Below are 20,571 nucleotides of genomic sequence, written 5' to 3'. Positions count from 1 at the left end.
GCGGGCGATCCGACGCGAAGACAGGCAGGGGCCTGCATCGGGTTCATCCGAACTCCGATGCAGGCCCCTGCCGTTTCCGGATGCTGCTTGTCAGGATTTCCGAACAGCTATCCGAGCAGTCTGTTCCACATGCCCACGAAGTCGGGCAGCGTCTTTCTGGTGGTTTCGACGTCGACCACATCCACACCGGGCACCTTGAGTCCGACCATCGCGGCGAACGTGGCCATGCGGTGATCGGCGTAGGTCTCCATCACCGCGCCGTGCAGCCGGTCCGCCGGCACCGGCGTGATGGCGATGCCGTCCGGAAGCTCGGCCGCCTGACCGCCGATCCGCGTGATCTCAGTGACGAGTGCGGCGAGTCTGTTCGTCTCATGGCCGCGCAGATGTCCGATGCCGATCATGTTCGTGGGCTTGTCGGCGAAGACGAGGATCGCCGCCAGGGAGGGCGCGATCTCACCGGCCGCAGTCAGGTCGAAGTCGCCGAGGCCATGGATGCTCCCGTCGGATTCCACGGCACAGTAGCGCACGCCGTTCTCCTCGGGGAACGTGATGCGCGCGCCCATCGCCTCAAGATATCCGGGCAGGAGACCGCCGGGCTGGGTGGTCTCGACCGGCCAGTGGGGCACGCGGACACGCCCTCCGGCGATCAGCGCCGCTCCGAGGAACGGCGCCGCGTTCGACAGGTCCGGTTCGACGACCACGCGCTCGGGCAGCTGAAGTTCGCGGTGTTCGACACTCCACAGGTGATGCGCCTCATCGGCCGTGGCATGGCCGCCGGCGCCGTTGACGTCGGCGACGGTCATGCGGATGTGCGGCAGGCTCGGGGTCCTCTCCCCCGTGTGCGTCAGTTCGAGTCCTGCGGGCAGACGCGAGCCGACAAGCAGCAGTCCGGAGATGAACTGGGACGAACCGGAGGAGTCGATCGACACCTTGGCAAGGGAATCCGGCAATGTCTTCGGCGGCGTGACCGTGAACGGCAGGAAGCCCTCCTCACCGTGGTATTCGATCGTCGCACCCAACTGCTCGAGTCCGTCGAGTACGGGCTTCATCGGACGTGCGTACGCCTGTTCGTCGCCGTCGAATCGCACGGCATCGTCTGCGAACAGCGCGAGACCGGGCACAAATCGCATCACGGTTCCGGCGAGGCCGCAGAATACGTCCACATTGCCGCGGAAGCGGCCGGAGGCCGGGGGCGTCACGGTAACGGTGGTGTCGTTGTCCGGATCGACGGCACAGGTCACGCCAAGCGCCTCAAGGGCACCCATCATCAATTCGGTGTCCCGGGAGCGCAGCAGTCCCACCAGCGTGACCGGCTTCGATCCCAATGCGGCGAGGATCAGATACCGGTTCGACAGGGACTTGCTGCCGGGGATGGTGATGGTCGCGTCGATCGGGCCATCGGGCGTGGGCGCGGCCCACAGGCTCTCATGCTTCGTTTCGCTCATACGCCCCATCGTATAAGGCGTCTGCGAACTGAAGAAGCCGCATGTCCACCGCAGTGTCACTATCGGCCGGGCGTTCGTCTCAGGCATTCGTCGGACGGACCATCAACATCGCCAAGCCCCATGTGGGGACGAACGGACGCTACTTGCCGTTGCGCTGGTATCCCTGTTGGATCGCGACGTTGAGTTTGTCGAGCAGGGCGGTCGGGTCCGCGTTCTCCCGTGACTGACGCAGCTGCTCCTGAAGGGTGTTGAGCGCGCCGTAGGAGGTGTCGAGGTCGACGAGCTGCGAGGAGAGATCCTTCAGCTGCTTGCCCTGATCGGAGCTGGAGGAATACGACGAGGGATCGCCGATCGCCTTCATCTGGTTGATGATCGCGGTCATCTGATCGAGCGTGCGTCCGAGGGTGGAGGAGAACTCGGAGACGACCTGTGCCTTCGCGTCGTCCAGAGGCTCCACCGCGGCCTTGCACGTGGCGATGTACTGCTCATAGTTGGTGATGAAATCGGCATCGTACATCGTGCCGCTGGGGGTCTTGCCGCATGCCGTGACCATTGCGGACAGCGGCTGTGCGGAATCCGCCAGGTTCTCGGACAATCGCACGAAATGCTTGGCCTGCGTGGCGTAGACGGTGTACGCGGCGAGTACGTCGGGATCCTTGGCCGCCCGCAGATCGGCGAATGCGTCCACCGATTTGCCGAGTTTGGAGGCCTGCGCCTTGAGGGTCTGCTCCTTGGAGGCGTCATAGGAGACGCCCTGTGCGTAGAGGAACTTGAACGCGTCATCGACGGCCGCCGACGTGGCCGCGTACTGCTTGGCCATCGTGGAGGTCTGCTGCGCAGCCGTCGAATAGTCGGAGGCGCGTACGGCGGAGAACGGCTTGAGCACGATCAGCGCCACGACCACCGCGATGACCGCGATTACGGCGACGATGGTGCCGATGATGGTCGGCAGCGGAGGACGCCTGCGTTTGAGCTCGACCGGGCGAATGAGCTCGTCGAAGTCGGGCGCTTCGATCGGCGAACGCATGCCGGGAGCGTCCAGCGGCACGATATCGACCTGACTGCCGTTTCGTTCGTTGTGTTCGTCACGTTCGTCGTCGGTGACGTTCCTGTCCTGCACGTCGGTCATGCGGTCTCCCTTGCTTGCGCCATCGTATGGCGGAATCGCAGCGGAAATCGGCCGTCATCGCAATCGTCTGCCGAAAGCGTCCGGTCGAATCCGTCCGATGCGGTGGTGAACATTCTCAGGGTAATCGGGAGGACTGACCAAGAAACGGCCATCCGTGGGGCACGGATGCACGGAGGATACACGATGGATACAGTGGATCACGGTGGATGACGGAATCGTCGTGACGTCGGAGGTGTCTTATGAGAATCATCGAGCAATGCTGCCGAGGCAAGCATACGGATCAGACGCTCAATGAGGACGGGCTGTTCGTCTCGGATCGGTTCGCCGCGGTGGTGGATGGCGTGACCGGCAAGAGCGTGCGTCATCCGTGGGATCCGAGCGGCGGCGTGGTGGCGAAGGAGGCGATGCTGGATGTACTGGCGTCGCTGCCCGCAGATGCGGGCATGAGGGACGTCCAGTATCTGGTGGATGAACGGTTCCGGGCCGCGTATCAGGCGCATCCGCTGGGCCCGTCGTTCTTCGAGCATGAGCCGTTGGAACGTCTGCAGGCCAATGCCGTGGTGTATAGCGTGTCGAAGGGCGAGGCGTGGCTGTTCGGCGACTGCCAGATCATGGTCAACGGCGTGCAAACGCCCACGTTGAAAAAGGTGGACGAGCTGCTGGGCGACCTGCGGTCGTTCGCGGCGCAGGCTTTGCGGCTCATGGAAGCAGGCAAGAAACGGGACGCGGAGGGCGAACAGGACACCTTGGACGATGTCGGTGACGCCGAGACCGCAGCCGGAGCACGCATGCCACCCGACGATCCCGCACGCGAGATGATCCTGCCGTTCCTGCGGCTCCAGTCGCAGTTCGCGAACCGACGGGGCGAATACGGCTATTTCGTATTCGACGGGTTCACCGATCCGACGTATCCGATCCACGTCGTGCTTGTCCGTCCCGGTGACGAGGTGGTGCTCGCCTCGGACGGCTATCCCCTACTCGCACCCACGTTGGACGATTCGGAACACGAGCTGGAGCGGCTGCGCCGTGAGGACCCGCAGCTCATCCGCGAATACCGTTCCACGAAGGGTTTCACGGCCGGCCTGAAGTCGTTCGACGACCGCACCTACCTGCGATTCATCGCCTAGCCGCGGATTCGCCGTCTCGCGTCACCACCGCAGATCCGTGCCCGACACGTCTCATCCGTCCGGCGACGAAGACGCACACGAGCAGGATCAGCGCGAAGAGGGATCCGAACAACAGACCCGTCCTGAGATCGTCGCCGTTGGCGGAGGCGACGAAACCGACCAACGACGGACCTCCCGCACATCCCAGATCGCCGCTCATGCCCTGCTCGGCGGCGCCGGCGCACAGCATCATGAGGAACATGAGCAGGGACACGGGTGGGAGTCAGTCCCCGGTTGTCGACGATGCACCTCGTTGCGAATTGCTCATGGGTTCATCGTAGCGCGGGTCTACGTTGATCAGCGGTCGGAGGCGATGCGTGACTCCGGCATGGCGGTTGACGGCTTGTGCGCGTCTGCGTGTATAGAGGTGCCGGCCGTAACATTCGCCGTGATGCTCATGGGAACGGTCTGCGATCCGGTACCGGTGCTCGCATCGACGTCGGAGTCGATCTGGGCGTTGTCGTCCGACTGTCCCTCACCATTGTCCTCGAGCTGCAGCTGCGCCTGATGGCGCACGAGCTGCATCGTGACACGATCCGCCTCGATCGCGGCGATCTGCCTGGAGAAGACGATGAACCATCCGAGGAAGAGCAGACCTGCAAGCGCCTCGACGTTGGTCAGGGTGTTGTGGCCGAGCATCATGTTGGCCCAGAATCCCGCGCACACCAGTGCGACGAGATCGGAGACGACCATCACCGCCTTGCCGATGCGTGGCGCGAGCCATGGCAGCAGCAGGAACAGCAGCAGCATGATGAACGGCAGTCCCTTCGCGCAGATGTTGTGCATCAGGTTGTGCGGCGTGTAGCGGAACGCGCCGATGCCTATGAATGCGAGACCGGACAGGGTGAGCAGCACGGCGAGTACGGTCATGCGCGTGACGAAATGCGGGATGTCGTAGCCGCGATTGGGGTCGTCACGCGTGTGGTCGTGCCATAGGCGCATGAGTCGTTCGGTGGTCAGCAGTTCGGAGACCGCGAAGTAGCTGACGATGATGATACACACGCCGGCCAGCATCAGCGTGGAGTTGAACATCGTGGCGGCGAAGGTGGTCCTGTCCCCCAGCTGGGAGAAGTTGTTGTGATACCAGTATGGGTCGTCCGTGGTCAGTCCCGCGACGCTCACGCCGGCGATCACGAAGAACGGCAGCAGGGAGGCGAGGGTCTTCGCGCTCATCATCTCCGCCTGCACGAACGTCATATAGCCGACGACTCCGGCGAATGCGGCGCACACCGACGACATGTATCCGACGAACAGCGTGCCCATCATCTCGTTGATCGCGCCGAGCAGCGCGAACGACGACAGGAACGTGGTCGCGGCGTACACGGTGGAGAGGGCCAGCGTCTCGATGATGCGGCGGATCGGCGCGAGCCAGCCGTTCTTCAGGGTCATTGAGCGGGAGTTGGAGATGTATCCGACGCAGAACGACACTACGGCGCAGGCGGCGACGATGCCCGCGCAGACGGTGAACCGGCGCTGCGAGACCTGCCAGATGGCGGGGGCGTACCGCAGGTAGAGGTTCATGCCGATGGCACCGACGCAGGCGCACAGGATGAACGAGATCAGGCCGCCGGTCTCCGCACGTTGATGACGGCCCATGTCCTACCTCCTTCGTGTCACGTCCACCTGTATTGTACAATGACTGGTTGTGCCTGATACTAGGCACGGATACGGGCCGTAGCGCAGTTTGGTAGCGCGCCTGCTTTGGGAGCAGGATGTCGCGGGTTCAAATCCCGCCGGCCCGACCATAAGCCTTACTCCCGATTGGGTTTTGCAGCCTGCCATTCAATGCGGAACGCCGCTGCAGTAACAATCCGGTAACAATGACCGCAGATTTTAACGGCTCTTCGCATTTTGGTGTGTAGGTGTGGGTTGCCATAGGTGGGTTTGGATGGTGTGTCTGAATCCTCCGGTGTGTAGCAGGCTGCGGGTGATGTAGTTGTCGAGGTTGCGGAAGCCGAGGGCCAGGAAACCAATGGCGTTTGGCTTCCACCGATGAGGCGTTCGGCAGCAGCGGGCATAACGGCGAGATAGCCGAGCGGTTTCTTGCATGGTGGGGAGACGAGCAGATGGCCTTCTACGGGAAGGAAGCCTTTCGATAACATCGATAACAGGATCCGGGCAAATCATCCGGATAAAAGAGAACCCCCAGTGCATCACGGCTCAGTCGAAGACCGTCCGGAGAGGCCCTTTGGGGGATTTCATGGAATATGATAACGGGCTATGAGCCGACAGTCAAACCCAGCAGCCGATTTCCTCTCACAGACTCCCCGGAAGGGCAGTCCACAGGAGAGGCGTTACGCTCGTGCATCACCGACGAACGGCTCTCATCCTATGACTCCGAAGCACGGAGACGTTCATGCCCGGCTTTGCGACTGTACCTGTGGGATCATGACATGGCCAGCGCGTGCATGGGCGACATCGCCATCCTTGAAGTCGCCTTGCGCAACCACATGGATCGGCAGCTGTCCCTCATCGCCTTGGAGCAGGCCGGCACCGAGGACTGGTACATGGCGGGGCTGCGTTTCGACGACCGTACTCAGCGTCAGATCCGTGAGGCATGGGGCCATCTCACCATCCAGCAGAAGAAATGGCACACGCATGGCCATCTCGTCGCGGCGTTGACGTTCGGGTTCTGGCGCAATCTGCTGGAGAACGGCGGAGCAATCCATGCTCGTTGGCCGGACGAGGGCAGCGCCGATTACGAGAACGATCTCTGGCGCAAAGGCATCGTCAAGTCCTTCCCTGGCGGCCGTCGGCACGCAGCGGACGCGAACGCCAAGTGGACAAGAGACTAAGCGCTGATCATTGTCAAGACCGCGCATGCCCTGCGCAACCGGGTCGCCCACCACGAGCCGCTCGTCAACGGCGTCCCGCTGCCGGGCGAGAACCGGCGCATCACACTGGCGGACGCGGTGCGGGCCTGTTTCGATCTGGCGATGATTCTGGACCGGAATCTGTACTCGTGGCTGATGGACAACAGCAAGATGAAACTCGTGCTCGAACACGAGCCACGGTCTATCGAGTAGACGGCGGATGTCACCAATCCCGCAAGCCAGGAGCCGGAAGACAAAGGCCCAAGGATCATGAATGAGGTAGTGCACGGGGTTCGCCAGTAAGGCCGGATAGTGCGGTGATGCGGGAGATAAACGTGCGAATTGCCGGGGTGGCATCGAGCGGATAGAGCAGCCCGTAGTGCATGATGACCGGTTCGGGCCAGTCCACGGCTACGTTGATGAGCTGTGGGTGAATGCCGGCCCACATCGGTTTGGAGATGAGCAGGTCGCCGGATTCGGCGCAGTCGTTGAACGTGTCAAGGTCGTAGTGGTCGATGTCGATCAGATCGATGGCAGGGCATTGTTCCAACAAGTCCCGAGCTGTGTCGTTGGCGCCGCGATGGCGCATGAGGATGCGGATGCGCGTGCCTTCGAGGTCTTTCAATGTGAGTCGTGCGCGTCTCGCCAGCGTGTGGTTGCGTGGCACGGCCACGCATAGTGGCTCGGAATCGAGGGCGAGGGTGCTGCATGTGTCGTTCCAATAGCCGGTGTCGAACGCCGTGGAGACCAGGTCGATGTTTTCGCCGAGATGGGTGATGATGTCGTTGATGGCTTCGGAGTCGTCGGGCATCGACACCAGTTCCAGGCGGATGTCGGTGTGCTTGCCGGCGTCGCGTTGCCATAGATCGAGGATACGGCGGCCGGGGCGCAGGATGGAAACGCCAAGACGAACGGTGGCGATGCCGTCGGTGCCGCGTTGTTGCGCACGGCGCAGGATCTCCTCGCATTGGCGCACAATCATCCGCGCGTCCTCGACGAACTCTCGGCCGGCTTTGGTGAGTTGCACGCCGCTGCGCGATCGGTCGAACAACGTCAGGCCGTATTCCCTTTCGAACGTATTGACCTGTTTGGCCACCGCCGGCGTGGAAATATGCAGGCGATGGCCGGCCTTGGCGAAGCTGCCGGTCTGCGCGGCGGCGATCACCGCGTCCAGTCTTCTGTCGTACATTGCGACCTCCATAAACCAAAGGTTTATATGATGTAAGCCATAAGCATTTATAAACCGCTGTTTTACTGATGTCTTGAAGACATACCATAGCTACTGCAATAACCAAACGGAAACATGTAAACCAATGGGATATAGGTGAGTATGACATCAATCAACGAATCCGCAGCCCTCGGCCTCGTGCGCGAAGACGAAAGCCTCGAGCGTGAAACCCGTCGCGCATCGCGTCGCTCGGCCCGCTACAGCGCCGGGCTGACCACTTTCGCCACTTCGCTGGCGTTCTTCCTGACCGGTATGGACACCATGATTGTCAACGTGGCACTGCCGACCATCACCGCCGACCTTGGCGGCAATATGGCGTTGCAGCAGTGGATGATCGACGGGTACACTCTGCTGTTCGCCTCGCTGCTGCTGCTCGCCGGCAGTCTGTCTGACAAGTTCGGCGCCAAGCGCATGTTCTTCTTCGGCACGGCATTGTTCGGAGCGGCATCCCTGCTGAGCACCTTCGCGTGGACCATGCTGGTGCTCATCGTCGGCCGTTGCCTGATGGGCGTGGCCGCAGCCTGATCTTGCCGGCGTCGATGGCCTTGATTAACGAGGCCAATCCCGATCCGCGCCGCCGTGCGTTCGCCCTCGGCCTGTGGGGCGCCGGCTCGGCTTCGGCATCCGCGTTCGGCCCACTGTTCGGCGGTTTGCTCACACCAATCCACTGGAGCCTGATTTTCGCGGTCAACGTGCCGTTCTGCCTGATTGTGCTCGCTCTTGCACCGAAGGTTGCACCATCGCCCACCCGTGCCATCTCGTTCGACTGGCTCGGCCAGACGCTCGCGCTGATTGGCCTCGCCTCGCTGGTGGCCGGCGTCATCGAAATCGGTTCCCTGGGCATCTCCTCGCCGGTGACGCTCGCGCTGCTGTCTGTCGGCGTCGCCGCACTCGTGCTGTTCGTGATCGCACAAGCCAAGGTCGGGCATCCGATGGTGCCGCTGAACCTGTTCCGCAACGACGGCATGCGCATCTCGCTGATCGTGGGCTTCATCATGATCTTCAACTGGTTCGGCATGGTCTTCATCTCCACCCTGTTCCTGCAAAGCGAGCAGGGCATGAGCCCGTTCGCCGCTGGGCTGGTGTTCATTCCCTCCGCGGTGGTCATGGTGGTCACCAACGTGTTCAGCGGGCAGGTCATCAACTCGATGGGCACCCGGTTCACCGTGTCCATTGGACTGATTGCCATGGCCGTCGGGTTCCTTGCCGCGGTGCTGGTGCCGGCTCCAATGCCCGCATGGGTGATCGCCGTCGCCCTGAGCGTCGTCGGCCTTGGCGGCGCACTGGTCACGCCGGCACTGTCCGGACTGGTGCTGGTGAGCGTGGAGCAGAAGCAGGCGGGTATCGCCAGCGCGGTGTTCAACACGTTCCGTCAGGTCGGTGGCGCGATCGGCGTGGCCGTGTTCGGTGTGGTCGCCACCTTCACACCCTCGCTTGACGGCTCCCTGCGCGCCGTGTTCATCGCGGCCGCCCTGCTGCTCATCTGCGCATTCGCCTACGCTCGGCTGCGCTGGGCTGAGCGCTGACTTCGGGTGTCCCGTTCATGGCGATATCCGCCACACTTGAACGACAGTCGTTGGAGACGGGTCGATTATTCCGCATTCAGCTCCAATTAGGGTGAATGGGGAGAGCGGGTCAAGTTCTCTTCAATCACCTGTTCGGAGAAGATCGTCATCATGAAGGGCAGTGATGCTAACAGAGCATCTGGAGCAGTGTTTCGACGCGCCGAGTGTTTAAGCTGTTTCGATGGTCTGGGACGCTAACATTTTGCTAACAATGACCGTCACGATTTACCAATCCGGGTGGTCTGAACAAAGAAACTCAAAACTCAAGAACGGCATAATTCCAACGGTTTCAAGTTGAGCCAAGACCGGCGGCCCGAGCCAAGAACCCCCGATCCTAACAGGATGTCGCCGGTTCAAATCCCGCCGGCCCGACCAAAAGCCCTACTCCCGCTTGGGATGTGGGGCTTTGTCATATTTCCTCGAACAGGCTGATGGTAACACTGGATAACAATGACCACAGACCATCGCCGGTTATGACGTTCGGCTTACGGAATGCAGTCAGCACGGTTTGTCGGAGACACCGAGCGCTAGCCAGTCGGCGCAGGCTTGGGCGATGGCGCGCGGAGATTCGACGGCACCTCCCTCGAGCCACTTGATGAGGATGTTGAACATGGCGCCGGCGACAAAGTAGAGTCGGTATTGGCCGATGGATCCCATGGGTGCTCGTCCGGCCATCCCTCGTACGTATCCGTTAATCATGTCCTGGATTAGGCTGGCGAACCCGTTGCGATACAGTGTGAGAATGTAGGATTTGGCGGTCAGGCATCGGGTGAGCGAGCGCTCGAACCCGTCGGCGATGTTGGCGCGGGCGAATACGTCGTATTCCCTCGGTTTGGTGTCGGAGGGCTGGATGCTGTCGTGCAGGTCGCTCATCCATGCGTTGATGACGTCCTCCTTTGATTTGAAATTGCGGTAGTAGGAAGCGCGGGCGACCCCGGCCTCCGCGACAATGTCGGTGACGGTGATGGCGGAAAATCGTCTGCGTTCCATCAGGGCGAACAGAGCTTCGGTGATCTGCCTGCGCACGCGATCATTTTCCATAGAGCCCCGGCTCACGATGTCTCCCTTCGTTGAGAATCGTATGAAACATATCGTCTCAACCAGTATTCCATGAATCGCCGATGGGATATCTTCACCGGTGAGTCAGATCGCCGATTATTGGCTCAGTCACCGTGACGTCGACACGATCGCCGGGCCCTAGCCTTGATAGTGGACGATATGAATCGTCTCACTTATAGGCATGAGACCGCTCGCATACGGCGGTGGACGCGACGCCGGAAACCGACGGACAGTATCGATGAAAGGTACGACTGACATGACGGATGTGCGACTGATGGACACCAAGGAAGACTTCGTGAAGCTTGGTATCAACCCGGACAAGGTCGAGCAATGGGAGGATGGGCGACGTGATACCAGCGCTCGTGGCCATTGGGAATGGTGGTATTTCGACTCGATTCTGGACGATGGCAGTTCCGTGGTCGTCCAGTTCTTCCCTAAAGACAACATGAGGACCAAGGAGAGTGTGGATAGTCCACACCTTACGGCCAGGGTGGTGACCAAGGACGGTAGGACTTACGAGAAGCATCCGGCGTTCCGGCCGGAACAGTGCCGTTTCGCCAAGGAGGCCTGCGACGTGCGGCTGGGGAGCAATCTGTTCCAAGGTGACCTGGAAACCTATCGGATCCTTGTCGATTCGTCGGATGACGGATTCGGCGTGGACATCACATTGAAAAGCCAGTCCAAGCCGTATCGTCCCGGAACCTCCTACTTCGAGTTCGGCGACGATTATTACACGTGGCTCTGCGTCGTCCCCCGGGGTGAAGTGACCGGCACCGTTACGTTGGATGGCGTGCCGCATGAGGTGCATGGGCGCGGCTACCACGACCATCAGTGGGGCAGCGCGCTGTTCTGGAGCTTGTGGAACAACTGGCTCTGGGCCCGTCACAACTTCGAGGACCATTCGCTGCTGGTCTTCGACATGGTGGCCAGCAAGAAATACGGCTACCAGCGTTTCCCGATTGCGTTCCTGCAAGACAAGGACGGCAACATCGTCTTCGAAAACACCAAGGATGTCAATTACCAGCTCATCGAGAAGTACCGAGATCCGGACAGCGGCAAATACTATCCCAGGCGTTCCAAATACACGTTCGACGTGAACGGCAAGCACATTGAATATGAGCTCGAGGAGCGCAAGGTGCTGGAATCCCAGAACGCCAAGGCGCGCAAGATGTCGGCACCGGCCGTGCTGATGCTGAAGCTCAAGGGACTGGACCCCAGCTATGTCCGTTACGAGGCGACCGGAGACCTGACCGTCACCGAAGGCGGCAAAGAGACCTTGCACCGTGACGGAGCGCTCATCTATGAGTTCATGTATCCCGGTACCGAAGATTTCAGCAAGCACGTCTGAGGAGCCGCTGCCATAGGACGGCCATATTCCGAGCGGTACGACCAATCGCAAGGATATGCCGCACCGGCATGGCGCCGGACATTGGGAGGCTCAGTACGCGCCTGTCTTGATCACAGGATGCCACACGATTGAACATGTATTTCAGAAAGAAGAAAAATGAAGGCATTGATTTATACGAAGACCGGAGATTTGGATGTACTGCAAATAAAAGAAATAGATAAACCTACTCCAAAGGACAATCAAGTACTCATTTCTGTAAAGGCTTGCGCTTTAAGTATCACAGATTATGAACGGTTTAAAACATTAAGTTCAAAAGTTTCTTTCTCGACGCAAATAATTTCCACTCTAATGGGCTTCGCAGGTTCTCCAATCGGCGCAGAGATTGCAGGTGTAGTTGTCGAAGTCGGGGAAAATATCACCCATGTGAAAGTTGGAGATAGTGTATACGGAAAAACGGCAGGCACATTTCCTAAAGGCGGTTTTGCGGAATATGCTCTTATGGATAAAGACCATGTTTGCGTAAAACCTCAAAATATGACTTTTGAACAGGCATCTGCTATTTCCATTTCTTTTGAAACCGCGTTAGGCGCACTTCGCAAAGGGAATGTAAGAGCAGGACAGCAAGTTATGATTTACGGCTCTTCGGGCGGCGTCGGTTTATATGCGGTGCAATTAGCCAAAAGTATGGGCGCAAACGTAACTGGTGTATGCAGCACCCGCAATCTTGAACTAGCCAAACAGATGGGGTGCGATTACGTAATCGACTACAAAAAAGAAGATTTTACGAAAACGCAGACAAAGTTTGATGCAATTATAGGAGTGAATGGTTGCAATTCCATGAAAGACTATAAACGACTTTTAAAACCAAACGGGATTTTCGTAGGTGTGGGAGGAGATGTGAAACAAGTAAGCAAAGCATTCCTCCTTTCCTTTATATCAAGGAATTTTTCTTATTTTGCTGGACCTATTATGCCTCAAAATGATTATTTGTCTTATGCAAAAGAGCTGGCAGAAACCGGCAAATTGCTACCTTATATAGACAAGATCTATTCCGTTCAGGACACAAAAGAAGCCATTCGTTATATTGTATCTTCTCACACACAAGGAAAAGTTGTTGTTTCCATGGATTTTAAATAAAGAGGAAACTCTTGAGAACCTGAATAAAAGAAACAGCAACAATTATCAAAAAGGATGTCGCCAGTTCAAATCCGGCTAGCCCGACAGAGAGCCCTACTCCCGCATGGAATTTGGGTTTCACCGTTCGAGGCGGAAGGCCGCTGTGGTAACGATTCGGTAACGATGACCGCAGACTTTAACCTCAATTGACTGTGCAGGAAAGAAAAAGAGGCTTGTGTTGTTTTCGTGGGTTAGTTGGTGGGTTGGGGTAGTCGGATGTTGAGGCCGCCGCATCGGAGCATGATCAGGGCCATGAGGTTGGTGACGTGGTGGAAGCCGTAGGCCATGCGGATGGTGACCTTGATGCGGTTGTTGAACGCCTCGAGACTAGCGTTGGAGTAGTCAAGCTCCATCGTCCTGAGGATGTCGGGGCGTCGCCTGCGGATCTTTTTGAGCCTTCGCCAGTTTGTGTGGTGGAGTGTTGGGCCTCGGTGTCGTGGCCGGGGCTTTTGTGTATACAGGTATGGAAGGGGCGTTCGCCTGTTAGGTTTGTTTCCGCCAAGAAATAGAACCGAAGAACAGGGGAACGCCTGTGCCTACCATATCAGCCGGCGCGCTCAAGCGCATGCTGCATCTGCCCGCCAATGTCGTGATCGGCACGCCCCGCGTCGAACGGGATCGCGCCGGCCGTGAGATCGTCGTCGTCCCGGTCCGCCCGTATGCGAGGGACATGGGCCGGTGCGCCGAATGCGGCGGGCATGGCCGGCCGTATGACCGTCTGCCCACGCTGTGTTTTGTCAAACTGGGGTGGGCCGTTTCGGCGTGTTTTTTGGTCCGTTTGAGCGGTTGTTTTTAGGCCGTTTGGGCGTTGGCCGGTCCTGTCGGGTTGTTGGTTATTGCATAAGGGCGTGGGTTTTGCGCCAGGATTCGCCCTCGAATCGGATCATCCTGCCGTGGTGGATGGTGCGGTCGATGATCGCGGCGGCCATGTTGGGGTCGCCGAAGATCCTGCCCCATCCGCTGAATTCGATGTTGGTGGTGTAGATGATGCTCTGGGTCTCGTACGCGTTGGTGACGACCTGGAACAGGAGTCGGCTGCCTTCCTCGTCGATGGGCACGTAGCCGAGCTCGTCGATGATCAGGAGCGGGACCTTGCCGATCATGGCGAGTTCCCTGTCGAGCCGGTTGTCCGTCTGGGCGCGCAGCAGGCGCATGACCAGGCCCGCGGCCGTATAGTAGCGTACGGGCGTGCTCCTGCGGCATGCGGCCCGTCCCAGCGCGATGGCGAGGTGGGTCTTGCCGGTGCCGGGAGGGCCGAACAGGACGAGGTCGTCGTGCTCATGGATGAAGTCGAGGCCGGTGAGCTGTTCGCGCCCGTAGTCGACGGGGAAGCGGATGGAGGTCCAGTCGTAGCCGTCGAGTTCCTTGTCGGCCGGGAAACCGGCCGCTTTGAGCAGGCGTGTGCGTTTGGAGCGTTCCCGGGAGTCGATCTCGGCGTTCATCCATGATTCCATGAACTCCATCTGGCTTGGCGTTGCCTGGGCGAGCTGGTCGGCGAGGACCTGACGGGTCAGGGGCAGTTGGCGGGCCAGGGTCATGACCGTTTCGATTCTTTCGCCGGTGGACGCGCGCCTGCGTTTCATGTCGGGCATGACGACCGGCGGACGGTGGGTTCCCATGGTCAGGCCTCCTTCCTCATGGTCGTTTCATGGGGTTTCATGAAGATGTCGTATCCGGTCAGGTCGGGCGCGGTCTGTTCGTATGGCTGCTCGCCGGCGGCGATGCGCCGGGCCATGGCGGTCAGGCTGTCCTCGTCGAGTCGATGTCCCTGTTCGACCAGGTATTCGCCGGCCTGGACCGCCGGCTCGAAACCGGATTGGTTGCTGGCCTTGGCGATGAGACGGAACGCGTTCCGCCTCGCCTTGGCGTCCATCCGGTCGATCGCGAGCCTGAGCTTGTCGGGGAAGTCGCCGCGGATGGTGGAATCGGGCCACGCGTTGGTCTTGCGGCCCAGTGCGGGCAGGAGCGTGGCGGGGTTGCGCACCGTGGCCGGGGCGTCACCGTACACGCGTGGCAGTCTGGCGCAGGTGCGCCCGTCCTGGGTGCGGATCGTCACGTCGAACGCGCGCAGGGCGACGTCCAGCGTCCAGCCGCGCCACGAGGGACCGGCGAGATAATAATTGCCGTCGATCCGCACGCGCCCGTCCTTGTCGGCCTTCCTGGTCTCCCAGCGGATCGCGTCGAACGGTTTGGAGGGCAGGGGCTGCATCCCCGTCTTCTCCTCGGCGAACAGGTCGCCGATGTCGATGTTCTTCCTGTAATGGCTGTTCCCGGCCAGTGCGTCGCAGCGTTCGAGCATGTACCTGGTCAGCTGGGCGTAGGATTCCGCGTTCAGCAGGGGCACCATGATGTTGCGGCGCAGGAACCCGACCGCGTTCTCCACGCTGCCCTTCTCGTTGCCCGAGTTCGGGTTGCAGAACCTGGTCTCGAGCCGGTAGTGGGCCACGAACAGCTCGAACACCCTGACGACCGTGACCCTGTCCCAGGCGACCCGGTGGCCGGCGCCGGTCGCATTATCCAAAACCAGCGTCAAGGGGACCGCGCCGGCATGCTCGAACACCATACGCAGGCCCTCGCACACGCATGTATTTCGTCAAATCGGCGTTTCGGGTTTCGTCACTGATTTTGGCCTTTCGCTGTTTGTGGTGGGTGATGGTGTGCGGTGTGGTGTCTGTCGGGTAGGTTGGAGGCATGGATACCTCGCGTTTGTTCACGGCCGCGCTTCAGTTGCGGGAGCCTTGGAGGGTCGAGTCGGTGGATTTCCGGGACGGCGACGACGGCAGGCAGGAGTTGCATATCGGGATCGGTTTCGAGGCGGGCTCGCGGTTCCGTTGTCCCGAGCCGGGGTGCCGGCGGGACGAGTGCCCGGTGCATGACACGCGCGGGCGCGTGTGGAGGCATCTGAACTTCTTCCAGTACAAGGCGTTCATCCATGCCGGCGTGCCGCGCGTGACATGCCCGGAGCATGGCGTGAGGACCGTGCCTGTCCCGTGGGCGAGACCGGGCAGTGGGTTCACGCTCCTGTTCGAGGCGTGGGCGGTCGAGATGGCCCGCCACCTGCCGGTCAGCACGCTCGCCGAGCAGGTCGACGAGACCGACACCCGCCTGTGGCGGTTCATCGCGCACTACGTGGACGAGGCCCGCAGGCTCGAGGACTACACGGGCGTGGAGGCCATCGGCATCGACGAGACCAGCCGCAAGGGGCACAACTACATCACGGTGGTCGCCGACCTCGTCGAGCACGACGTGATCAACGTGACGGCCGGCAAGGACTCGTCCACGGTGAAGCGGTTCGTCGACGACTTCACGGCGCACAACGGAGTGCCCGGATACGTGCGGCTCGTCACCTGCGACATGAGCCTGGGGTTCCGGAAGGGCATCCGCGAATGCCTGCCCAACGCGGAGCGGATCGTCGACAAGTTCCACGTTGTCAAGCACGCCAACGAGGCCGTCGACAAGGTCCGGAAGGCCGAGGGACGCTCCAACGGGCTGTTGAAGAGGACGAAGTACCTGTGGCTGCGCAACGAGTCCGGGCTGGGCGAGCTGCAGTTGGAGACCAAACGCGCGCTCATGAAACAGCGGCTGAAGACCGGCCGGGCGTGCCAGATGCGCGAGACCCTGCAGGACATCTACGAGACCAGCCGCACGTCAGGCGAGGCGTGGGTGCGCTTGCACCGCCTGTGCTCGTGGATGATGCACTCACGACTGGAACCCATGAAGGACCTCGCCCGCATGATCCGCAGGCACTGGAACGAGATCCTGGCCTACTTCACCCACCCGTACACCAACGCGGTCCTCGAGGGCGTCAACAGCGTCATCCAGAACGTCAAACGACGAGCACGCGGATTTAGGAACATGGACTACTTCGCCACCATGATCTACCTGACCTGCGGCAAACTCGACCTCAAAGCAGTCACCGCCTACCCCCCCCCCACAACCCACCACAAACAGCGAATAGCCCTGATTTTTTTCGGGTTTCGGCGTCGGGCGTGCCGGCCGGTGGTTGGTTGGTTTATTGGCTGGTGTCGGTTTTGCCGAACATGAGGGCCTGGCTGACGCGTCGGCTTGGCCCGGTGAACTCGATGAGGCGTCCGTGGTGGACGATGCGGTCGATGATCGCGGCGGCGAGTTTGTCGTCCGCGAAGATCGTGCCCCATTTGCTGAACTCGATGTTCGTGGTGAAGATGATGCTGCGCCGCTCGTAGCTGCCGGCGATGACCTGGTAGAGGAGTCGTGCGCCGTCGATGTCGAAGGGCACGTAGCCGAACTCGTCGAGGACGATCAGGTCGGCTCTGGAGAGGTCCTTGAGCAGGTTGTCGAGGGTGCCGTCGCGTTTGGCCTTGCCGAGCTGGAGGACCAGTTCGGCGGTCTGGCGGAAGCGCACGCTTCTGCCCATCTCGACGGCCTTCATGCCGAGCGCGGTCGCCAGGTGGGTCTTGCCTCTTCCCGTCCTGCCGTAGAACACGAGGTCCTGGGCCTTGTCCATGAAGTCGAGTCCTGTCATCTGTTCCCTGTCGTATCCGTCGGGCAGGCGCACGTTCGCGAAGTCGTATCCGTCCAGGCTTTTGGGCACGGGGAACCTGGCCTGGCGCATGAGCCTGGCGCGTTTGGACGATTCCCGGTTGGCCAGTTCCGTGGCGAGCATGCGGTCGATGGCGTCGATCTGGCGCGGGGTCGCCCATTCGAGCGTGGCGTCGATGGTCGCCTGGGAGATGAACAGGCCGCGCGCCCTTTCCCGCAGCAGGTCGATGTCGGTTTTCTGGTTCATGCGGTCTCCTTGGTGTAGGCGATGTCGTATTCGCTCAGATCGACGGGATCCTCGTACTCGACCGGTTCCATGCCCGAGGCGTGGCGGGCGGCGGCGAGGCACACGCCGGCCCGATCCACGCCCCCGGTGGCCTCGAGGATCTCGAGCATGCCCGTCACTGCGTGCGTCCAGCCGCTTTCATGGTCCGCGTGTCTGAGCGTCTGCAGGCTTGCGCGCCGCGTGGCCTCGTCCTGCGAGTCGATCCATTCGCGCAACGGGTCGGGCAGCGCGTCGCGCACCCGGCTGTTTCGCCAGGCCGCGGGACGGGTGCACAGCAGCTCGAGCTGGCCTGACGGGTCGGTGCTGCTGGTGGGTTTGTCGCCGTAGGCCCTGGGATGCGCGGCCACGTGGACGCCGCCCGCATCGAGGATCTCGATCTCCAGCGCGCGCAGGCCGACGATCATATCCCTGCCGGCATGCTCGGGACCGGCCGCATACCGGTGGCGCCCCTCGAGGACGATGTTGCCGTACCTGTCGGCCCTCACGCGCTTCCAGGTGACCACGTCGAAGGGTTTGGCCGGCAGGGGCAGCAGCGCCTCACGGTCCTCGGCGAACAGGTCCGTCTCCTTGCCGCCCTTGCGATAGTGTTCCTTGGCCCCTAGTTCCAGACACCTGTCGGGCAACCTCCGGTTGAAGCTCTCGAGGTTCCATACGCTTGGAACCGGCACGAACAGCCTGCGCCGCACCGCGCCGACCCGCGCCTCGACCGCTCCCTTCTCATGACCCGAATACGGGTTGCAGAACGCGTACTCGAACCCGTAGTGAGCCTGGAACGCCTGGAACAGACGGGTCAGACGCACTTCGCCGGATGCCCTGCGACCCACGCCGGCCGCGTTGTCGTACACGATCCGCCGGGGCACTCCGCCCAACCACTCGAACAGGTTACGGAGCGCCTGGCACGTGCACTCCGCGTTCTCCCCGGGCATCAACTGGCACGGGGATATGTTCGAATGCGGGAAATCCAACACGAAATGACGCATCCGCTCCGTCGAACCACGCCAGCGCACGTCGACCTGGCCGAAATCAGCCTGGCATTCGCCCGGATGCCACGTCAGATCCAGGAAACCCATCTCCCGCTCCAACGCGGACTCGCGTCTGAGCTGCGCGACCTTGCGCGTAACGGTCGACAACGACACGGCGGCGCCGTACTCGTCACGCAGACGCTCGTGGATGCGCGTCGCCGTGTGACGCTGCTTATGCCACGTCTCCCGATCCTCGGCGAGCATCCCCTCGATCACGGGAACCCACTCATCGATCACCGAACCACGGCGTCGCCTCACGGGCGGCCTGGCCGATAAATCGTCGACCCTCAGATACTTGCGCACCGTCGGCTCGCTGACCTGCTCGCTGCGCGCGATCGACGCGATGGACTCGCCATTCCTGCGCCGCATACGGATAGACTGGATTTTGGGCATGCTGATCATTGCCTTTCCGGACCTTTCCCGAATGGATTCGAAGCACCATCAGGCTAAGGCCCACGGGTGGTCGGCATGCCTTTCTGCCTAAACCCGAAAAAACTACATGACTACAACCTCAACATCCAATTGAACACATACACACGCATTCGGCGTTCTCGCCCGGCAACGCCACGCAGTAGCGCATGTTCGACCACGGGAACGTGACGACCAGGCAATGCACGTCGACGCGATTCCCGCCGATCACGGCCTGGGCCAGACCGAAATCGACCTGCGCCTCGCCCGGATGCCACTCGAGCTCGAGATACCCCTCCTCCGGGAGCCGGTGCTCCTCGCGCCACCGTTTCACATAGCGTTGCACCGGCGAGTACGAGCCCTGGTATCCTTTCTCCGCCACGAGCCGGTCGTACACGCGTTTGGCGGTGTGCCGCTGCTTGCGCGGCATGAACCGGTCCGCCTCCAGCCAACCGTCCACCGTCGTCCTGAACGGGTCGAGCTTCGACGGCCTCGAGACGTGACGCTCCGGCCCGGGCGAGCAATCCTCCTTCCCCGCGTATTTCGCGACCGTGTCGCGGGCCACGCCCACCTCCTTCGCGATGCCTCTCCATGACACGCCGCGCGCGTCAAGCACCCTGATACGTTGTTGCACGGACACCGGTACCGTCATTCCTTTCCTTTCCCGAGAAACCGAATGGTCTGCTTTCAACTCGGGAAACTAGTCCGGGCAGGACGGGCCGGTGTTCATCTCTCACCACACGCTGAAATGGACTAAAACCTGCCGCTCATTCGGAGACTTTCCACACGCTCACACGGCCCACTTTCAATTGAACACACACACCCACGCGACGATGGCGGCATCTCGACATCGGCTGCGCGAGGCTTTTTCTGGAGTACGCGCCGCGGCGCGTGACCTGCGCCGGGCATGGTGTGACGGTCGCGATGGTGCCGTGGGCGAGACGCAAGAGCGCGTACACGTACGACTTCGAACAACAGGTCGCGTGGCTGAGCGTGCACGCGTCGCGCAGCGCCGTGTCGGCCCTGACTCGCGTCGACTGGAAGAGCGTGGGACCCGTGTGCAAGAGGGTCGCCGACGACCTGCGCGCCGAACAGGGCGCTGGCCTGTTCGACCATCTGCGCTCCATCGGCGTGGACGAGACCAGCTACCGCAAGGGCCACAGGTACATGACGGTCGTCGTCGACCACGACCGCGGGCGCGTGGTCTGGATGCACCAGAGGCACGGGGAGAAGGTGTTCGACCTGTTCTTCCGGACGCTCACCGAGGAGCAGCGTGCCTCCATCCGGGTGATCACCGGCGACGGGGCCCGGTGGATCGACGAGTGCGCGTTCCGCTGGTGCCCGCAGGCCGAACGCATCCCCGGGCGGCCCACTTTCAATTGAACACACACAATCGTCTCCTGGG

18 protein-coding genes, 1 tRNA gene and 2 pseudogenes are annotated in these 20,571 nt (G+C 61.2%); 8 read left to right on the top strand and 13 right to left on the bottom strand.

The features are described 5' to 3' along the window. Window positions 1–107 precede the first annotated feature (107 nt). Together aroA and BCAL_RS00605 are read right to left on the bottom strand one after the other, a co-directional pair. A complete protein-coding gene (aroA, locus tag BCAL_RS00610) occupies window positions 108–1,445 on the bottom strand; it encodes a 3-phosphoshikimate 1-carboxyvinyltransferase (protein ID WP_043167651.1) in 1,338 nt (445 codons plus the stop codon). Between the two features lie 139 nt (window positions 1,446–1,584). Continuing rightward, window positions 1,585–2,574: a hypothetical protein gene (locus BCAL_RS00605; protein ID WP_043167654.1), complete on the bottom strand. Its 990-nt coding sequence runs from the start codon at window positions 2,572–2,574 to the stop codon at window positions 1,585–1,587. A 239-nt stretch (window positions 2,575–2,813) separates the two neighbouring features. On the opposite strand from BCAL_RS00605, the gene BCAL_RS00600 reads away from it, so the two are divergent. Then, window positions 2,814–3,701, top strand: a complete 888-nt coding sequence (locus BCAL_RS00600; RefSeq protein WP_043167656.1) for a hypothetical protein — start codon at window positions 2,814–2,816, stop codon at window positions 3,699–3,701. Here BCAL_RS00600 and BCAL_RS13610 read toward each other — a convergent pair. Then, the gene (locus BCAL_RS13610; protein WP_043167658.1) at window positions 3,691–3,954 is read right to left on the bottom strand and encodes a hypothetical protein; all 264 of its coding nucleotides are present in this window, start codon (window positions 3,952–3,954) and stop codon (window positions 3,691–3,693) included. The genes BCAL_RS00600 and BCAL_RS13610 overlap by 11 nt on opposite strands. A gap of 83 nt (window positions 3,955–4,037) precedes the next feature. Further along, window positions 4,038–5,336, bottom strand: coding sequence for an ABC transporter permease (locus tag BCAL_RS00590; protein WP_081887158.1), 1,299 nt, complete (start codon window positions 5,334–5,336; stop codon window positions 4,038–4,040). Between the two features lie 72 nt (window positions 5,337–5,408). Here BCAL_RS00590 and BCAL_RS00585 point away from each other — a divergent pair. Together BCAL_RS00585 and BCAL_RS13605 are read left to right on the top strand one after the other, a co-directional pair. After that, window positions 5,409–5,485: transfer RNA gene (locus BCAL_RS00585), tRNA-Pro, on the top strand. 663 nt (window positions 5,486–6,148) lie between these two features. Then, the gene (locus tag BCAL_RS13605; RefSeq protein WP_238549572.1) at window positions 6,149–6,535 is read left to right on the top strand and encodes a hypothetical protein; all 387 of its coding nucleotides are present in this window, start codon (window positions 6,149–6,151) and stop codon (window positions 6,533–6,535) included. 286 nt (window positions 6,536–6,821) lie between these two features. Here the strand turns inward: BCAL_RS13605 and BCAL_RS00575 are convergent, their stop codons facing one another. Further along, entirely contained in the window at window positions 6,822–7,742 is a 921-nt protein-coding gene (locus BCAL_RS00575) for a LysR family transcriptional regulator (RefSeq protein WP_152600438.1), read from the bottom strand. Between the two features lie 141 nt (window positions 7,743–7,883). On the opposite strand from BCAL_RS00575, the pseudogene BCAL_RS00570 reads away from it, so the two are divergent. Beyond that, window positions 7,884–9,307, top strand: a pseudogene (locus BCAL_RS00570) (MFS transporter). A 537-nt stretch (window positions 9,308–9,844) separates the two neighbouring features. Here BCAL_RS00570 and BCAL_RS00565 read toward each other — a convergent pair. After that, window positions 9,845–10,387, bottom strand: a complete 543-nt coding sequence (locus BCAL_RS00565) for a TetR/AcrR family transcriptional regulator (RefSeq protein ID WP_043167662.1) — start codon at window positions 10,385–10,387, stop codon at window positions 9,845–9,847. A 274-nt stretch (window positions 10,388–10,661) separates the two neighbouring features. On the opposite strand from BCAL_RS00565, the gene BCAL_RS00560 reads away from it, so the two are divergent. Continuing rightward, complete coding sequence (locus tag BCAL_RS00560; RefSeq protein ID WP_043167664.1) at window positions 10,662–11,753, top strand: lipocalin-like domain-containing protein; 1,092 nt, start codon at window positions 10,662–10,664, stop codon at window positions 11,751–11,753. A gap of 156 nt (window positions 11,754–11,909) precedes the next feature. Then, window positions 11,910–12,890 (top strand): NAD(P)-dependent alcohol dehydrogenase, encoded by a 981-nt coding sequence (locus BCAL_RS12495; RefSeq protein WP_081887156.1) that lies wholly within the window; start codon window positions 11,910–11,912, stop codon window positions 12,888–12,890. Window positions 12,891–13,120: 230 nt separating this feature from the next. Here BCAL_RS12495 and BCAL_RS00555 read toward each other — a convergent pair whose 3' ends face one another. The 4 genes from BCAL_RS00555 to BCAL_RS00545 all read right to left on the bottom strand — a co-directional run bounded on the left by BCAL_RS00555 (window position 13,121) and on the right by BCAL_RS00545 (window position 15,492). Further along, entirely contained in the window at window positions 13,121–13,282 is a 162-nt protein-coding gene (locus BCAL_RS00555) for a transposase (RefSeq protein ID WP_238549569.1), read from the bottom strand. Between the two features lie 191 nt (window positions 13,283–13,473). Further along, window positions 13,474–13,629: a hypothetical protein gene (locus BCAL_RS12985; RefSeq protein WP_156101942.1), complete on the bottom strand. Its 156-nt coding sequence runs from the start codon at window positions 13,627–13,629 to the stop codon at window positions 13,474–13,476. Between the two features lie 133 nt (window positions 13,630–13,762). Then, complete coding sequence (gene istB / locus BCAL_RS00550; protein ID WP_043167665.1) at window positions 13,763–14,548, bottom strand: IS21-like element helper ATPase IstB; 786 nt, start codon at window positions 14,546–14,548, stop codon at window positions 13,763–13,765. Window positions 14,549–14,550: 2 nt separating this feature from the next. Further along, window positions 14,551–15,492 carry a Mu transposase domain-containing protein gene (locus BCAL_RS00545; protein WP_238549568.1) on the bottom strand — a complete coding sequence of 314 codons (942 nt, stop codon included), beginning with the start codon at window positions 15,490–15,492 and terminating at the stop codon, window positions 14,551–14,553. A 128-nt stretch (window positions 15,493–15,620) separates the two neighbouring features. On the opposite strand from BCAL_RS00545, the pseudogene BCAL_RS00540 reads away from it, so the two are divergent. Continuing rightward, window positions 15,621–16,847: pseudogene (locus BCAL_RS00540) on the top strand (ISL3 family transposase); the annotation flags it as partial. 94 nt (window positions 16,848–16,941) lie between these two features. Here the strand turns inward: BCAL_RS00540 and istB (BCAL_RS00535) are convergent. The 3 genes from istB (BCAL_RS00535) to BCAL_RS00525 form a co-directional block, all read right to left on the bottom strand. Then, window positions 16,942–17,697 carry an IS21-like element helper ATPase IstB gene (istB, locus tag BCAL_RS00535; RefSeq protein WP_043167527.1) on the bottom strand — a complete coding sequence of 252 codons (756 nt, stop codon included), beginning with the start codon at window positions 17,695–17,697 and terminating at the stop codon, window positions 16,942–16,944. Then, the gene (istA, locus tag BCAL_RS00530) at window positions 17,694–19,151 is read right to left on the bottom strand and encodes an IS21 family transposase (protein WP_081887181.1); all 1,458 of its coding nucleotides are present in this window, start codon (window positions 19,149–19,151) and stop codon (window positions 17,694–17,696) included. The genes istB (BCAL_RS00535) and istA overlap by 4 nt, the downstream gene beginning before the upstream one ends. A gap of 118 nt (window positions 19,152–19,269) precedes the next feature. Beyond that, window positions 19,270–19,818, bottom strand: coding sequence for a hypothetical protein (locus BCAL_RS00525; RefSeq protein WP_238549567.1), 549 nt, complete (start codon window positions 19,816–19,818; stop codon window positions 19,270–19,272). 260 nt (window positions 19,819–20,078) lie between these two features. On the opposite strand from BCAL_RS00525, the gene BCAL_RS13880 reads away from it, so the two are divergent. Continuing rightward, the gene (locus BCAL_RS13880; protein WP_156101941.1) at window positions 20,079–20,549 is read left to right on the top strand and encodes a transposase; all 471 of its coding nucleotides are present in this window, start codon (window positions 20,079–20,081) and stop codon (window positions 20,547–20,549) included. Window positions 20,550–20,571 lie beyond the last annotated feature (22 nt).

The organism is Bifidobacterium callitrichos DSM 23973 (genome assembly GCF_000741175.1).
Taxonomy (GTDB): domain Bacteria; phylum Actinomycetota; class Actinomycetes; order Actinomycetales; family Bifidobacteriaceae; genus Bifidobacterium; species Bifidobacterium callitrichos.
The sequence above is the reverse complement of the archived record's forward strand: the minus strand, read 5'-3'. Positions and strand labels throughout refer to the sequence as shown.